Source organism: Nocardioides sp. (assembly GCF_036405735.1).
GTDB lineage: Bacteria > Actinomycetota > Actinomycetes > Propionibacteriales > Nocardioidaceae > Nocardioides.
The window spans coordinates 1-14,950 of sequence record NZ_DASWXC010000009.1 but is presented as its reverse complement, the minus strand read 5'-3'; the positions used below and the strand labels follow the sequence as shown (position 1 = coordinate 14,950).

Genomic DNA, 14,950 nt, shown 5'->3' with positions numbered 1-14,950 from the left:
GAATCCCAGGCAGCTACCCGACCCGCAGACGACCGGGACCACGTCCCCCGGTGCGGTCGCTCTCCTGAGCGGCCACGTCTGCGGGTCGCTGCATGTCCGGCGTACGACGGCCACGACCCGGCGGAAAGTTGTTCGAGTCAACCAATCGGGAATATGGTTGACGTCATCAACTGTTGGACCAGTGACCAGCAACCGTCCGTACGTAGGGATCGAGACAACGTGAGCCAGGACCCCACTCCTGCCGGGACCGCCGAACAGGCCGGTCAGATGACCCACAAGGAGATCCTGGAGGCCCTCTCCGGCCTCCTCCTCGCGATGTTCGTCGCGATGCTCTCCAGCACCGTCGTCACCAACGCCCTCCCGCGCATCGTCACCGACCTCCACGGCAGCCAGACCGGCTACACCTGGGTGATCGTCGCGACGATGCTGGCGATGACGGCGACCACCCCGATCTGGGGCAAGCTCGCCGACCTGTTCGCCAAGAAGACGCTGATGCTGGTGGCGCTCACGGTCTACATGCTCGGCTCCGCCCTCGCGGGCGTCAGCCAGTCGATGGAGATGCTGATCGGCGCACGCGTCCTCACCGGTGTGGGGGTGGGCGGCGTGATGGCGCTCATCCAGATCATCATCGCCACGATGGTGAGCCCGCGCGAGCGGGGCCGGTACGCCGGCTACATCGGCGCCTCCTTCGGCCTCGCCACGCTGAGTGGACCGCTCATCGGCGGCGTGGTGGTCGACTCCCCGCTGGGCTGGCGCGGCTGCTTCTACGTCGCCCTGCCGTTCGCCATCGCCTCCTTCCTCCTGCTGCGCGCCAAGCTGCACCTGCCCGTGGTGAAGCGGCAGGTCCAGATCGACTACCTCGGCGCCGTGCTGCTGATGGGCGGCGTCAGCCTGCTGCTGATCTGGGTCTCGCTCGCCGGCCACCAGTTCGAGTGGCTCTCGCTCGCCACGGTCCTGATGGTGGCCGGTGGCATCGTGCTGCTGGCGCTGGCCGTCCTGGTCGAGGCGCGTGTCGCTCCCGAGCCGATCATCCCGCTGTTCCTCTTCAAGGACCGCACCATGGTGCTCGCCACCATCGCGACCATCTCGGTCGGCATCGCGATGTTCGGCGCGACCACGTTCCTCAGCGAGTACTTCCAGACCTCGCGCGGCATGAGCCCGACCGCTGCCGGGCTGATGTCGCTGTGCATGGTCGGCGGCTTGATGGTCGTCGGCATCGTGTCCGGCAAGGCCATCACCGACACCGGTCGCTGGAAGGGCTGGCTGGTCGGCGGCATGGCGGTCGCCGTGCTCGGCACCGTGCTGCTCGCCACGATCGACGCCCATACCAGCCTGTGGACGGTCGGCGCCTACATGGCGGTGCTCGGGTGTGGGCTCGGCGCGACCCAGCAGAACCTGCTGCTCGCAGTGCAGAACAACGTCGACCAGGCCAACATCGGCGCCGCCAGCTCGCTGGTGAACTTCTTCCGGTCCATGGGTGGCGCGGTCGGCGTCAGCGCGCTCGGCGCGGTCCTCGCCCACGACGTCACCAGTGACGTCACCAGCGGCGTGGCGAAGCTGGTCGCCCAGGGCACGCTCCGGCCCGAGGACGTCGGCTCGCTCGGCCACGGGGCCGTGCCCGATGTCGCGGCGCTTCCCGGCCCGCTGCGGACCGTCTTCGAGAACGCGTTCGGCGACGCGACCGGTCACATCTTCGTCTACACGGTGCCGTTCGCGCTGGTGGCGCTCATCGCCGTCTGCTTCATCAAGGAGACGCGCCTGCGCACCTCGCTGGGCGACCTGAGCGAGCCGGAGATCGACATGGAGCTCGCCGCCGAGCTCGAGGCCGGCGGTGGGGGCCGGCGATGACCGAGCGCGAGGAGTCGCTGCACCTGCTGGAGCAGGAGCTCGGCGTGCTGATCCGCCGCATCAAGCGGGTCATCGCCGAGCGCGCCCGGATGGTGCACCCCGACCTGCCGCCACCGTCCTACCTGGTGCTCGGCTGGATCGCCGAGCAGGGGCCGTTGCGGGCCTCGGCGCTGGTGGAGGAGTTCGCCGTCGACAAGGCCGCCGTCAGCCGCCAGGTCCAGCACCTCGAGGAGCTCGGCCTGGTGGAGCGGACCGCCGATCCCGACGACGGGCGGGCCAGCCTGCTCAGCGCCAGCGCGGACGCCGTACGCCGGCTCCGCAAGGTGGAGGTGGCGCGCCGGGGGCTGCTCGACGAGCGGCTCGCGGACTGGACCGCCGAGGAGCTGGAGCGGTTCGCCACCGAGCTGGCTCGCTACAACGCGACACTGGCCTGAAGCCCCAGGCACCTGACGTTTTCGACACCGCTCCCGCAGGGCAGCGGTTGAGAACGTCAGGTGCCCGCGTCACACCAGCCAGGCGGCGCTGTCGGGCGGCAACAGCCGGCCCTCGAGCTCCCTGCTGGCGATGACAACGTCCCCCGCGGGGAGCTCGATCGCGTCCTGGCCGCAGTTGAGGACCACCGTCAGGTCGCCGCGACGGAAGGCCAGCACGTCGCGGTGCAGGTCGAGCAGCTCGACCTGCTCCGGCCCCGGCAGCGCGTGCTTGCGGCGGCAGGCGAGCGCGGCGCGGTAGAACTCCAGCGTCGAGCCGGGCACGCCGGTCTGCGCCTCGACGGTGAGCTCCGCCCACCCGGCGGGCTGGGGCAGCCACGGCTGCGCCGTGCCCGGCGAGAAGCCGTACGGCGGCTCGGTGCCGCTCCACGGGATCGGGACCCGGCAGCCGTCGCGGCCCTCCTCAGGGTCCTCGGTGTGACGCGTCCGCAGCCAGGTCGGGTCCTCCCGGTGCTCGGGGTGCACGTCGACCTGCTCGAGGCCGAGCTCCTCCCCCTGGTAGAGGTAGGCCGAGCCGGGCAGCGCCAGCATCGTCAGGGTCGCCGCCTTGGCGCGGGCGAGACCGACCGCGCCGCCGCCGTAGCGGGTCGCGTGGCGCACCACGTCGTGGTTGGACAGCACCCAGGTGGGCGAGGCGGAGACCGAGGCGAGCGCGTCGAACGTCGAGGTGATGACGCCGCGGAACGACTCCGCCGACCAGCCGGCGAGCAGCCACGCGAAGTTGAACGCCTGGTGCATCTCGTCGTCGCGGACGAAGCGCGCCATCGACTCGGCCGTCTGGGTCCAGGCCTCCGCGACCAGCATGCGGTCGCCCGGATAGGCGTCGAGCACCCGGCGCCAGCGCCGGTAGACGTCATGCACCTCCGGCTGGTCCCACATCGGCTCGTCGACCGAGACCCGCTCGACCATCTGGCCGGTGGTGTCGGCGCCGGAGCGCGGCGCCTCGCCCTCGGCCACCACCTGGTCGCGCAGTGACTCCTCCTTGATCAGCCCGTGCGCGACGTCCACCCGGAAGCCGTCGACCCCTCGGTCGAGCCAGAACCGCAGCACGTCCTCGAACATGTCGCCGACCTCGGGGTTGCGCCAGTCGAGGTCGGGCTGGGAGGAGTCGAAGAGGTGGAGGTACCACTCACCGTCCGGCACCCGCGTCCACGCCGCGCCGCCGAAGACGGACGCCCAGTTGTTGGGCGGCTCCTCGCCGTTCGGGCCGCGGCCCTCGCGGAAGATGTAGCGGGCACGCTCGGGGGAGCCCGGGCCGGCCGCCAGAGCGGCCTGGAACCACTCATGCTCGTCGGACGTGTGGTTGGGCACGAGGTCGACGATGAGCCGCAGGCCCAGCTCGTGGGCGCGGGCCACCAACGCGTCGGCGTCGGCGAGGCTGCCGAAGAGCGGGTCGATGTCGCGGTAGTCGGCGACGTCGTACCCGTGGTCCTTCATCGGCGAGCGGTAGAAGGGTGAGATCCAGAGCGCGTCGACGCCGAGGTCGCGCAGGTGGGTGAGCCGGTCGGTGATGCCGTGCAGGTCGCCGACGCCGTCGCCGTTCGCGTCGGCGAAGGAGCGGGGGTAGACCTGGTAGGTGACGGCGTGACGCCACCATGCGTGCGACTGGGGGGAGTTCACGTCGTCAACCTTAGGATGGGCCCGTGAGCGACCTGATCGACACCACTGAGATGTACCTTCGGACCATCTACGAGCTGGTCGAGGAGGGCATCGTCCCGCTGCGGGCCCGGATCGCCGAGCGCCTGCACCAGAGCGGTCCCACGGTGTCGCAGACGGTCGCCCGGATGGAGCGCGACGGGCTGCTGACCATCCAGGGCGACCGGCACCTGGAGCTCACCGAGGAGGGCCTGCGCCTGGCGACCCGGGTCATGCGCAAGCACCGGCTCGCCGAACGGCTGCTCACCGACGTCATCGGCCTGGACTGGGAGCTGGTCCACGAGGAGGCGTGCCGCTGGGAGCACGTCATGTCCGAGACCGTGGAGCGCCGGCTGCTGGAGCTGCTCGACCACCCGACGGAGTCGCCGTACGGCAACCCGATCCCGGGCCTGGCCGAGCTCGGCGAGGAGCCGGTCGTCGAGGACTTCATGACCGGCGTCGAGCCGCTGTCGAAGGCCGCCGCGGCACAGAAGGCGACCGTGCTGGTGCGCCGCATCTCCGAGGAGATGCAGAAGGACGAGGCGCTCATGAGCGCGCTGCGCCGGGTCGGCGCCCTCCCCGACAAGACCGTCACCATCATGGCGACCGAGGAGGGTGTGCTGGTCGGCTCCGGTGGCGAGGCGGCCGAGATCGTTCCTGAGGCGGCGGACCACATCTTCGTGCGCAAGCTCTGAGGACGCCTGACGCGCCGCGGGGTCGGCTGCTTTAATCGTCTTCACGACACACGCGCCGCCTCCGCGCCACGGGGCGTCTCGGGACAGGGCCTTGGGGGAGGACCCGATGGAAGTCGTCCGCGTCGACGTCCCGGCTGCAGAGCTGGCCGCTGAGTCGGCCGGCGGGCCGGGAGTGGTGGTGGTCGCGCGCGACCCGACGCGCGGCCCGCTGGCCGTCGGCCAGCAGGTCGTCGTCGTCGATGCCGACGGCGAGTTCCACGGGGGCGTCGTCCTCGCGGCCGTCGACGACCCGGATGAGCCCGGCTACCGGCTGCTCCTCGGGGCGCGACTCCCGGCCGAGCTCGCGGCACAGCGCATCGCCGATCACGACGTGCTGCCGGAGAACGCCCGGCTGCACGAGGTGGTCGACCTCCTCGGCGACCTCCGCCGAGCGATGCGCGACGCCTCCGGTGAGAGCTAGGAAGCGAGAGACGCGCGCCGCTCGGCGAGGCGGGCGAGGAACTCGCTGCATCCGGCGTGCACGCGGTATGTCGCGAGGTCGTCGCCCCGCGTCGCGCCGCGGTTCACGATGACCACGGGCGTCCCCGCCTTGGCCGCGCGCCGCACGAACCGCAGCCCGCTCATCACCGTCAGGCTCGAGCCGGCCACCAGGAGCGCGCCGGTCGTCCCAGCCCCGCCGGCCAGCCCGTCGACCGCGTCGTAGCAGCGGGCCACGCGCTGCTTCGGGACGTTCTCGCCGAAGAAGACCACGTGGGGCTTGACGACGCCGCCGCACGCCTCGCAGTCGGGCACCACGAAGCCGCCGGTCTCGGTCAGCTCCACGTCGCCGTCGGGGTTGCTCGCGACCTGGGCGTGCCGCTGCGCCCAGCCCGGGTTGAGGGCCTCGAGGCGCTCCTGCAGCGCCGTACGGGCCGTCACGTCACCGCAGTCGAGACACACGACCTCCGCCACCCGGCCGTGCAGGGCGACCACGCGCCGGCTGCCGGCCGCCTCGTGGAGGCCGTCGACGTTCTGGGTGATGAGCAGCTCGGGGTCGATCCGCGCCAGGGCGTGGTGCCCGGCGTTCGGCCCGGCGGCGCCCATCCGCGCCCATCCGAGGTGGCTGCGGGCCCAGTACCGCTGCCGGGCGCTCGCGTGCGCGAGGAACTCCTGGATCGTCATGGGCTGACGCACCCGCCGTCCCGGGCCGCGGTAGTCGGGGATGCCCGAGTCGGTCGACAGACCGGCCCCGGTCAGCACGACGAGCGGGGCCGCCGCCAGCAGGTCCAGGGCCGCCGCGTCGGGGTCCGCGACCGGAGTCGCCGCCGGGGCCAGCGTCATGCGCTGTAGCGCGCCTGCGCGCGGGCCCGGGCCTTGCTCGCCTCGACCTCGCGGTTCTTGGGTGGCGCGGTGGTCACCAGCGACTCCAGGAGGTGGCGGGTCGCATGGGCGACCTCGGCCACGGCTCGGTCGAACGCCTCCTGGTTCGCGGCCGAGGGCTTGGTCGTGCCGGCCACCTTGCGGACGTACTGCAGCGCCGCGGCGCTCACCTCGTCCGGGGTCGCCGGTGGCTCGAAGTTGTGGAGCGGACGGATGTTGCGGCACATGGCCCCAGGGTACGTCGGACCGGGGTCCCTCGACCGGCCCGAACGACCGGCCCGAACAGGAGCCCGAACCACTAGCCTGGGCTCGTGCCTGGACGTCATCGCGCCGGAGGCCCGCCTGTGGCCGACGACGCCCACCCGCTGCTCGACGCGATGGCCGCGATCGCCTCCGACCTCGAGCTCGGCGGCGTGCTGCGGCGCATCGTCGAGGCGGCCTGCTCGCTCACCGACGCGGAGTACGGCGTGCTCGCGACGGTCGACGAGTCCGGCTCCTTCGCCGAGCTCGTCACCCACGGCACGACGCCCGAGCAGGCGCGGGCGATCGCCATGTCGAGCGGGCCGGGCGCGCCGGCTGATGCCCCGCTCGGTGCGCCCGTCCTCGTCGAGGACCGCGTCTTCGGCCACCTCTACCTGGGCGACAAGCGCGGTGGCGCGTCCTTCACCGCCGAGGACGGTGCGTACGTCGTCGCGCTGGCCCGCTCCGCCGGGAACGTGATCCGGCACGCCGCCGCCTTCGAGGAGAGCGAGCGTCGGCGGACCTGGCTGGAGGCGACCGTGCGGGTGGGCGCCATGGTCTCCTCGACCGGTCACCTCGGCGAGGCGATGGAGCAGCTGGTCCGCGAGGTCGAGCAGGTGACCGGCGCGGAGGACGTCGCGCTGGTGCAGTTCGACGGTCTGGAGTGGAGCGTCGGCGCCCACACGCCCTCGGTCGCGCCACTGACCGCGGAGCTCGACGACCTCGCCGACCGGTTCGCCGAGGCGGCGCAGTCAGGGCGACCGGTGCGGGTGGCGGGCGAGGGCCGGCGCTGCGCGCTGATCGTGCCCCTCCACACCGAGCTCGCCGCCCGCGGCGTGCTGCTCCTGCGGCTGGCCGACAGCCGGCTCGCGGTGCGCGAGCTCGAGCAGGAGCTGCTCGTCTCGTTCGCCGGCCAGGTCAGCCTCGCGCTCGACCGTGCCCACGCCCTCGCGGAGCGGCACGAGCTGTTGCTGGCCGCCGACCGCGACCGGATCGGCCGCGACCTGCACGACCTGGTGATCCAGCGGCTCTACGCGACCGGCCTGCAGCTGCAGGCGGCCCGCAACAGCGGTGACGCCGAGCGGATGGCGGAGGGACTGCTGACCGGCGTCAAGGAGCTCGACCTCAGCATCCGCGACCTGCGCGCCACCATCTTCGAGCTGGGCCGCGGCATCGGACAGAAGCTCCGTGACGAGGTGCGGGCCCTGACGACGGAGTACGCCACCGTCCTCGGGTTCCTGCCGGTCCTGCGCACCACCGGGCCGGTCGACAGCGTGCTGCCCGAGCCGGCGCACGACCAGCTGCTGCTGACGCTGCGCGAGGCGCTGTCGAACGTCGCCAAGCACGCGGACGCGTCCCAGGTGGTCGTCGAGCTGGTGGCCTCGCCGCTGTGGTTCATGCTGCGGGTGACCGACGACGGCATCGGGATCGGCCCGGACGCCGGACCCCGCAGCGGTCTGGGGAACGCGCGCCACCGCGCCGAGAAGCTCGGCGGCCTGCTGCGGCTCGCCGCGGCCGGCGACGGCAGGACGGTCATGACCTGGCTGGTGCCGACCGGCCGCTGAGCAGCGCCGGCACCTGACCTCACCAACCGTCTCGCCCCGGGGAGGCGGTTGGTGAGGTCAGGTGCCCGTCAGCGCTCGCCGGCCAGCAGCGCCAGCGCGGGGTCCAGACCGGCGTCGATCGCGGCGGCGGCGGCCGGAGGGACCCCGAGCCCGGCGTCCCGGCCCTGCTCGGTCATCGAGCCGCGCGTGTCATCGCCCCAGGGACCGTCCGTGTCCTCGAGTGCCATCGTGGCCGCCTCGGCCCCGTCGACCTCGTCGCCACCCTCGGGGTCGACCACGGCCCGGGAGACGTAGCGCCGCACCACCTCGAGCACCGCCACGCAGGCCAGTGCGATGAGCACGAAGCGCTGCAGCAGCACGCTGAAGGTCAGCTCGTCCTGGGCGTAGCGCCAGATCCCCGGGGAGACCATGAGGACCGCCAGGACGAGCGCGGGGATCGTCGTACCGCGGTGGTCGACGTTGCGGAACACCGGCCGCGCCGGGCGCACCACGTCGGGGTCCATCGCCTCCTCGCGCAGACCGGCGGTGTCGTCGTCGAACAGGGAGAGTGCCGTCATCGGGTGCTCCGTTCGCTGCGGCGGATGCGCCGGTCGGTCGGGGTCATGCGGTCACCGCCAGTGCCGACGAGACCGGACCGTCGGTGCGGGCGCCGGTGACGACGCCGATCGAGCGGACCGAGCCGGCGCCGGCGATCTCGGTGTAGGACAGCACCGGCAGCCGGTCCAGGGCCGGAGCCACGAAACGGCGTACGGCGGCCCGCAGCTGTGGCGCGCAGACCAGCACCGGGCGCACGTCCTCGTTCTCGGCCTGGGCGCCGAAGCCGGCCAGCGCGAGGAGGATGTTCTGGGCCAGGTCGGGGTCGAGAGCCAGCACGGTGCCCTGGTCGGTGGCGCGCATCGCCTCGAGCATGCTCTGCTCCAGCCCAGGCTCGAGGCTGATGGCGTGCACCACGCCGTCGGTGAGGTAGGGCGCCACGACCGCCGGGCCGAGCGCGGCGCGGGCCGCCTCGACCAGGGCGTCGAGGTCCTTGGTCGCCGCCGCCCGCAGCGACAGCGCCTCGAAGATCCGGACCAGGTCGCGGACCGACACGCCCTCGTCGAGCAGCGCGCGCAGCACCCGCTGGATCTCGCCGAGGGAGAGCTGGGTGGGCGTGAGCTCCTCGATGACCACCGGGTGGGTCCGCTTGACCACGTCGGTGAGCAGCCGGACGTCCTCGCGGCCCAGGAGGCGGCCGGCATGGCGGGTGACGATCTCGGCCAGGTGGGTGGTGATGACCGAGGCGCGGTCGACGACGGTGGCGCCGGCGATCTCGGCCTGGTGCCGCAGCTCGGCGGGGATCCACTTGGCGTCCAGGCCGAAGACCGGCTCCCGGGTCGGGGTGCCGGGCAGGCTCGCGATGTGGTCGCCGATGGCCAGCACCGTGCCACGCGGCGCCTGGCCGCGGGCGACCTCGATGCCGAACAGCGTGATGGCGTAGGTGTTGCCCGGCAGCTCGAGGTTGTCGCGGGTGCGGACCGGCGGGATGACGATCCCGAGGTCGCCGGCGATCTTGCGGCGCAGCGCCTTGACGCGGTCGAGGAGGTCGCCGCCGCTGGTGGCGTCGACGAGGTCGATGGAGTCCGCGGAGAGCTCCAGGCCGAGGGGGTCGACCAGGATCTCCTGGGCCAGGATCTCCGGCGAGTCCGGGGAGGGCACCATCTCGCCACCGGTCGGCAGGGCCGCCTCGTCGGCCGGATCGTCCTCCACCACCCGGTTGGAGGCGATGAGGCATAGCCCGCCGGCCAGGATGAACGGGATCTTCGGCAGGCCGGGGATGAGGCAGAGCGCCAGGGCCGCGAAGCCGGCGATGCGCAGCGGCATGCGCCGTGCCGTGATCTGTCGCACCAGGTCGGAGCCCATGTCCTCCGAGCCGGCAGCGCGGGTCACGATGAGGCCGGTGGCGACCGAGAGCAGCAGGGCGGGGATCTGCGAGACCAGACCGTCGCCGACGCTCAGCAGCGAGTAGGTGTTGACCGCCTCGCCGAACGGCATGCCGTGCTGGATCACGCCGATGGCGAAGCCGCCGACCAGGTTGACCAGCGTGATGAGGATGGCCGCGATCGCGTCACCCTTGACGAACTTCGACGCACCGTCCATGGCGCCGTGGAAGTCGGCCTCCGCGTGCACCTCCGCGCGGCGGCGGCGGGCCTCCTGCTCGTCGATCAGGCCGGAGTTGAGGTCGGCGTCGATGGCCATCTGCTTGCCGGGCATCGCGTCGAGGGTGAAGCGCGCGCCCACCTCGGCGACGCGGCCGGCGCCGTTGGTGATGACGATGAACTGGATGACCAGCAGGATCACGAACACGATCAGGCCGACGACGAGCGAGCCGCCGACGACGAAGTGCCCGAAGGTGTCGATCACCTTGCCGGCGTACCCGTCGATGAGGACGAGCCGGGTGGCGCTGACGTTGAGCGCGAGCCGGAACAGCGTCATCACGAGCAGGATGGACGGGAACGCGGCGAAGTCCAGCGGCTTGTGGATGAAGATCGCGACGAGCAGCACCAGGAGGGCGCCGGTGATGTTGAGCGCGATCAGCACGTCGAGCACGCTCGGCGGGAGCGGCACGACGAGCATCACGACGATCATCACGATGCCGATGGGGACGCCGAGCTTGCTCAGCGAGCTCATGGGTGACGGTGCGCGCGTCGGTGGGGGCATCGGGCGGACGGCCTCTGTCGTTCGGGGTGCGGGGGCACCTCAACGGGGGAGCGCCGTCCGTGGCTCCTGGCATGCTGGCGCCGTCCTGGCGTCGGGTGGCCGATCGGCAGGCCGGCTCCGATCCTGAGCGGAATGGCGCGGTGAAGTCAGGAGTCGCTCGGCGAGCCCTCTTCGGCCGCGGAATCGGCGGCCGCGCCGCCGGCGGGCCGGGCGGGCGGCCGGCGGAAGCGTGGCACCGCCGGCAGGTCGTCGTCGGCGCGCGGGGTGCGGTGCTCGCCGCCGTGGTAGCCGTGCTTGCGGCGGCTGATGACGTAGGCCAGCACCTGCGCGACCGCCGCCCACAGCTCGCGCGGGATCTCCTGTCCGACCTCGCAGTGCCGGTACAGCGCGCGGGCGAGCGGGACGTCGCGCACCAGTGGGACTCGCGCCTCGACGGCGGCCTCACGGATCTTGGCCGCGATCGCCCCTGCGCCGCGGGCCACGACGCGCGGGGCGCCGCGGGTCGGGTCGTACCTCAGCGCGACGGCGACGTGGGTCGGGTTGACCAGCAGTACGTCGGCCTCGGCGACGTCGGCGATCATCCGGTTGCGGGCGGCGGCGAGCTGCCGGGAGCGGATCGCGCTCTTGACCAGCGGGTCGCCCTCGCTCTGCTTGTGCTCGTCCTTGATGTCCTGCATCGACATCCGTGTCTGCTTGTCGATCCGGCGGCGCTGGACGAGGTAGTCGGCGGCGGCCATGACCAACGCCGCGATGGCGACGTTGCGCAGCAGCGACACGACCTTGCCGGCGGTGATCGACAGCACTGCGTCGATCGGCACCAGACCGCCGACCAGCGGGAGGATCGACCGCACCGCGGAGTAGGAGACCGCGGCCAGCACGAGACTCTTGAAGAGCACCTTCGCGCCCTCCCACAGCGACTGCGGGCCGAAGAGCCGCTTGAAGCCCTGGATGGGGTCGAGCTTGGACAGCTTGGGCTTGGCCAGCTTGGGGGAGAGCACGAGGCCGCCCTGCAGCACGAAGGCGCCCACCGCGATCAGCAGGGTGCCGGCGGAGAGGGCGAGGATGACGAGGAACGCGTGCTGCAGGCCCTCGACCAGCAGGTGCAGCGCGAGCGGGACGCTGGGGTCGGCGATCGAGCGCACGCACGCGGCGAGGAACTCCCGCATCCACCGGGCCTCGCCCTGGACCATGGGGACCAGCAGCAGGCCGAGCACGAACACCGGCAGCCAGCCACCGATGTCGGGGCTGCGGGCGATCTGGCCTTCCTTGCGCGCTTGCGCGCGCCGCTTCGGTGTCGGCTTCTCGGTCTTCTCGGAGCTTCCGGCCATCTCAGCCCGCCCCCGACATCACGGACATCGCCTCCATCGCGAGGTCGACCAGCCGGTCGATCGCCTCGGGGAGCACGGCGAACGAGCTGCCGACCAGGAGCAGCGTGAGCCCGATCTTGACCGGGAACATCACGTTCATCGCGTTGAGCATCGGCGACACCTTCGTCAGCAGGGCCAACGCGAGGTCCGCCACGAACAGCACCGCCACCAGCGGGAGCGCGATCTGCACCGCGACGGTGAAGAACATCCCGGCCGCGGTGACCAGCACGTCCTCCCACGCCGTGAGGTCGGGGAACCCCGACAGCGGCAGGAACGTGAAGGTCTTCAGCAGCCCCCCGATCACGATCAGGTGGCCACCGCTGACGAGGAGCAGTGCGGTGAACAGCCACTGGTACCACCGCCCGAACACCGAGGCGTTGTTCATCGACAGCGGGTCGAAGGCCGTCACCATCGCGAAGCCGCCGAAGTTGTCGATCAGGCTGCCGGCGGCGCCGATGGCGGAGAAGAGCAGGAGCGTCACGAACCCCATCCCCAGGCCGATGAGCACCTGGGTCACGACCACGACCATGAGCTGCGGGGTCGTCGCGGGCAGCCGGTCGGCGGCCAGCGCCGGCGCCACGACGAAGGAGAGCCCGAGGGCGAGCACGACCTTGGCCATCGAGGGCACCATCCGGCCGCCGAACGGGGGCGCGATGGTCAGCCACGCCACGATCCGGACCGAGGCGAGCAGGTAGGCCAGCAGCGGCGCGCCCTCGATGGTGATGTTCATGTCGCCGCCAGGATCACTGCAGCATCGAGGGGATGCTCTCGAAGAGCTGCACCGTGAAGGTGATCATGGTGTGCAGCATCCAGTTGCCGCAGAACAGCAGCGCGATCCCGATGCCCACGAGCTTGGGCACGAACGAGAGCGTGAACTCCTGGATCTGCGTCATCGCCTGGAACAGCGAGATCGTGAAGCCGATGACCAGCGCGGTCACCAGGATCGGCGCGGAGAGCTTTAACGCCACCATCATGGTCTGCAGCGCCAGCTCGATGATCGCGGTGTCGGTCATGGCGTGCTCATCCGTAGCTCCCGACCAGTGCTCTGACGAGCAGGGCCCAGCCGTCGACCAGCACGAACAGCAGCAGCTTGAACGGCAGCGACACCATCACCGGCGGCATCATCATCATGCCCAGCGCCATCAGCGCCCCGCTCACGACGATGTCGATGACCAGGAACGGGATGAAGATGATGAAGCCGATGATGAAGGCGTCCTTGAGCTCGGAGAGCACGAACGCCGGGATGAGGGTCGTCAGCGCGACGTCCTCGCGGTTCTCGGGCAGCTCGCGGTCCGCGACGCTGTGGAGCAGCATGAGCTCCTCGTCGTCGGTGTTGGCCAGCATGAACGTCTCCAGCGGGGCGATGCCGTCCTCCCACGCCTGGCTGGTCGACTTGGCGCCGTCGAGATAGGGCTGCACCCCGGCGTCGTTGATGTCACCCAGGACCGGCGCCATGATGAACAGGCTGAGGAAGAGCGCCAGCCCGGCGAGGACCTGGTTGGGCGGGCTCATCGGCAGGCCGAGCGCGTTGCGGGTGATGCCGAGGACCACCAGGATCTTGGTGAAGCTGGTGCAGGTCAGCAGGATCGCCGGCGCCACCGACAGCAGGGTGAGCGCCAGGATCGTGACCAGCGAGGTGCTGGGCTTGTCGGTGAGTCCGGTGACGTCGACGGTGACGCTCGGGCCCTCGGGACGACGCGGGCCGTCGGGGCCGGTCGGGCCGGCGAACGCGGCGCTCGGGGCCACCACGATGGCAGCGGCGGTCGCCCCGACCAGCCAGAGGCGGTGGCCGAGGTGGCGTACGGCGGTCACGAGATGCGTCGCGATCGGGACTGGCTGGCCTTCGACTGGGCCGCGCTGAGCGCCTGGCGCCAGGTGTGGGCGGAGAGGATCGAGCCGGCGAGGGGGAGCACCTCGGCCCCCTCGCGCGCCGTTCCGGTCGCCGGCTCCAGGCCGGGCTCCGGCTCGGTGAGGTCGATGCCGACCTCGTCGGGCTCCACCTCGGTCAGCAGGCTGACCTGGTGCTCGGTCGTGCCGAGCACCAGCACCCGGGTGCCGACGCTCACCACGGCGACCGAGCTGCCGCGGCTGAGCGGCTGCTTGTGGATCACCTGGATCGGGGCGCCGGCGCGGCCCTGGAACCGCCGCCCGGCCAGCCGGGCGAGGAGCATGAGCAGGCCGACGACGACCGCCAGCGAGCAGACCAGCCGGATCAGCAGCCCGGCCATGTCGGTGGAGCCAGACACGAGGTCAGACCGCCGCGGTGTCGTCGAGGATCTCGGTCACGCGCAGGCCGAAGTCCTCGTCGACCACGACGACCTCGCCACGGGCGATGAGCCGGCCGTTGACGAGGAGGTCGGCCGGGCTGCCGGCGGCGCGGTCGAGCTCGAGCACCGCGCCAGGGGAGAGCGCCAGCAGGTCGCGCACCGTCATCCGGGTGCGGCCGAGCTCGACGGTCACCTCCATGTCGACGCCGTGCAGCATCTCGATGCCGCGCTGGCCGGGGATGTGGGAGTAGGCGGCGGACGCCTGGAACGTCGGCTGGCCACCGGCGGCCGCCACGGCAGCGGCCGCGGCCGTCGTACCGGGGATGCCGGCGGCCGGCGCGACGCCGGTGACGTCAGCGGTCGGCGCGACCGAGGCTGCGGGGGGCGCGGCCGGGGCCGGCTCAGGCTCCGGCGGCAGCTCGGGGAGCGGCTCGCGGGCGCTGGCGAGGGCGTCATCGGTGAGCAGGACGGCGGCGGCGATCCCCGCGCCGATGAGCGGTACGGTCGTGAAGTCGCCGCCGAGGGTGGTGACCACGTCGGGGAGCTCGACCGTGCGGGCGTTGCGGGCCCGGGCGCCGAGTCGCGCGGCGGCCGCGTCGAGAGCGGGCTGGATCGCCGCGTGCAGGTCCAGGCCGCCGAGCGGGCTGGAGGCCAGGGCGTCGACGAGGTCACGGCCGACGAGCACCGCCACCCGGCCGGAGACCGGTGCGTCGAGGTCGGCGACGGCAGCGCCGGCGAAGACCGACGTCACGTGCGGGGAGCCGGGCTGGGCCGGCCCGGCCGCGA

Annotated in this window: 16 protein-coding genes; 5 read left to right on the top strand and 11 right to left on the bottom strand. The window is 72.1% G+C overall.

Annotation, left to right across the window (positions count from 1 at the left end; genetic code table 11):
• The first annotated feature begins 219 nt into the window (after positions 1–219).
• The gene (locus tag VGE38_RS01075; protein ID WP_331140681.1) at positions 220–1,848 is read left to right on the top strand and encodes an MDR family MFS transporter; all 1,629 of its coding nucleotides are present in this window, start codon (positions 220–222) and stop codon (positions 1,846–1,848) included.
• A complete protein-coding gene (locus VGE38_RS01070; protein WP_331140680.1) occupies positions 1,845–2,282 on the top strand; it encodes a MarR family winged helix-turn-helix transcriptional regulator in 438 nt (145 codons plus the stop codon). The genes VGE38_RS01075 and VGE38_RS01070 overlap by 4 nt, the downstream gene beginning before the upstream one ends.
• Before the next feature lie 69 nt (positions 2,283–2,351).
• Here VGE38_RS01070 and VGE38_RS01065 read toward each other — a convergent pair whose 3' ends face one another.
• A complete protein-coding gene (locus tag VGE38_RS01065) occupies positions 2,352–3,959 on the bottom strand; it encodes a glycoside hydrolase family 13 protein (RefSeq protein ID WP_331140679.1) in 1,608 nt (535 codons plus the stop codon).
• Positions 3,960–3,982: 23 nt separating this feature from the next.
• Here VGE38_RS01065 and VGE38_RS01060 point away from each other — a divergent pair, with 23 nt between their 5' ends.
• Both VGE38_RS01060 and VGE38_RS01055 read left to right on the top strand, forming a co-directional pair.
• A complete protein-coding gene (locus VGE38_RS01060; RefSeq protein ID WP_331140678.1) occupies positions 3,983–4,669 on the top strand; it encodes an iron-dependent transcriptional repressor DtxR in 687 nt (228 codons plus the stop codon).
• A gap of 106 nt (positions 4,670–4,775) precedes the next feature.
• Positions 4,776–5,129 carry a hypothetical protein gene (locus tag VGE38_RS01055; protein ID WP_331140677.1) on the top strand — a complete coding sequence of 118 codons (354 nt, stop codon included), beginning with the start codon at positions 4,776–4,778 and terminating at the stop codon, positions 5,127–5,129.
• On the opposite strand, the gene VGE38_RS01050 is transcribed toward VGE38_RS01055, so the two are convergent.
• On the bottom strand, positions 5,126–5,989 hold the full coding sequence (locus VGE38_RS01050) for an NAD-dependent protein deacetylase (protein ID WP_331140676.1): 864 nt from the start codon (positions 5,987–5,989) through the stop codon (positions 5,126–5,128). The genes VGE38_RS01055 and VGE38_RS01050 overlap by 4 nt on opposite strands.
• A complete protein-coding gene (locus VGE38_RS01045; protein WP_331140675.1) occupies positions 5,986–6,255 on the bottom strand; it encodes a DUF2277 domain-containing protein in 270 nt (89 codons plus the stop codon). The genes VGE38_RS01050 and VGE38_RS01045 overlap by 4 nt, the downstream gene beginning before the upstream one ends.
• 84 nt (positions 6,256–6,339) lie before the next feature.
• Here VGE38_RS01045 and VGE38_RS01040 point away from each other — a divergent pair, with 84 nt between their 5' ends.
• The gene (locus VGE38_RS01040) at positions 6,340–7,833 is read left to right on the top strand and encodes a sensor histidine kinase (protein WP_331140674.1); all 1,494 of its coding nucleotides are present in this window, start codon (positions 6,340–6,342) and stop codon (positions 7,831–7,833) included.
• Between the two features lie 68 nt (positions 7,834–7,901).
• On the opposite strand, the gene VGE38_RS01035 is transcribed toward VGE38_RS01040, so the two are convergent.
• From VGE38_RS01035 to fliN, 8 genes are all read right to left on the bottom strand, one after another.
• The gene (locus tag VGE38_RS01035) at positions 7,902–8,390 is read right to left on the bottom strand and encodes a hypothetical protein (RefSeq protein ID WP_331140673.1); all 489 of its coding nucleotides are present in this window, start codon (positions 8,388–8,390) and stop codon (positions 7,902–7,904) included.
• A 43-nt stretch (positions 8,391–8,433) separates the two neighbouring features.
• On the bottom strand, positions 8,434–10,500 hold the full coding sequence (gene flhA / locus VGE38_RS01030) for a flagellar biosynthesis protein FlhA (RefSeq protein WP_331140672.1): 2,067 nt from the start codon (positions 10,498–10,500) through the stop codon (positions 8,434–8,436).
• 176 nt (positions 10,501–10,676) lie between these two features.
• Complete coding sequence (locus VGE38_RS01025; RefSeq protein ID WP_331140671.1) at positions 10,677–11,858, bottom strand: EscU/YscU/HrcU family type III secretion system export apparatus switch protein; 1,182 nt, start codon at positions 11,856–11,858, stop codon at positions 10,677–10,679.
• 1 nt (position 11,859) lies between these two features.
• Positions 11,860–12,627, bottom strand: coding sequence for a flagellar biosynthetic protein FliR (locus VGE38_RS01020; protein ID WP_331140670.1), 768 nt, complete (start codon positions 12,625–12,627; stop codon positions 11,860–11,862).
• 13 nt (positions 12,628–12,640) lie between these two features.
• Positions 12,641–12,910 carry a flagellar biosynthesis protein FliQ gene (fliQ, locus tag VGE38_RS01015; protein WP_331140669.1) on the bottom strand — a complete coding sequence of 90 codons (270 nt, stop codon included), beginning with the start codon at positions 12,908–12,910 and terminating at the stop codon, positions 12,641–12,643.
• Positions 12,911–12,917: 7 nt separating this feature from the next.
• A complete protein-coding gene (gene fliP, locus VGE38_RS01010) occupies positions 12,918–13,709 on the bottom strand; it encodes a flagellar type III secretion system pore protein FliP (RefSeq protein ID WP_331140668.1) in 792 nt (263 codons plus the stop codon).
• Positions 13,706–14,143 carry a FliO/MopB family protein gene (locus tag VGE38_RS01005; RefSeq protein ID WP_331140667.1) on the bottom strand — a complete coding sequence of 146 codons (438 nt, stop codon included), beginning with the start codon at positions 14,141–14,143 and terminating at the stop codon, positions 13,706–13,708. Before VGE38_RS01005 ends, fliP begins: the two co-directional genes overlap by 4 nt.
• Before the next feature lie 4 nt (positions 14,144–14,147).
• Positions 14,148–14,950, bottom strand: an 803-nt coding sequence (fliN, locus tag VGE38_RS01000; protein ID WP_331140666.1) for a flagellar motor switch protein FliN, incomplete at its 5' end; no start/stop codon positions are given.

Coding starts and splice junctions, on each gene's coding strand:
- VGE38_RS01070 (WP_331140680.1), top strand. CDS start 1,845: ATGACCGAGCGCGAGGAGTCGCTGCACCTGCTGGAGCAGGAGCTCGGC.
- VGE38_RS01055 (WP_331140677.1), top strand. CDS start 4,776: ATGGAAGTCGTCCGCGTCGACGTCCCGGCTGCAGAGCTGGCCGCTGAG.
- VGE38_RS01050 (WP_331140676.1), bottom strand. CDS start 5,989: ATGACGCTGGCCCCGGCGGCGACTCCGGTCGCGGACCCCGACGCGGCG.
- VGE38_RS01045 (WP_331140675.1), bottom strand. CDS start 6,255: ATGTGCCGCAACATCCGTCCGCTCCACAACTTCGAGCCACCGGCGACC.
- VGE38_RS01035 (WP_331140673.1), bottom strand. CDS start 8,390: ATGACGGCACTCTCCCTGTTCGACGACGACACCGCCGGTCTGCGCGAG.
- flhA (WP_331140672.1), bottom strand. CDS start 10,500: ATGAGCTCGCTGAGCAAGCTCGGCGTCCCCATCGGCATCGTGATGATC.
- VGE38_RS01025 (WP_331140671.1), bottom strand. CDS start 11,858: ATGGCCGGAAGCTCCGAGAAGACCGAGAAGCCGACACCGAAGCGGCGC.
- VGE38_RS01020 (WP_331140670.1), bottom strand. CDS start 12,627: ATGAACATCACCATCGAGGGCGCGCCGCTGCTGGCCTACCTGCTCGCC.
- fliQ (WP_331140669.1), bottom strand. CDS start 12,910: ATGACCGACACCGCGATCATCGAGCTGGCGCTGCAGACCATGATGGTG.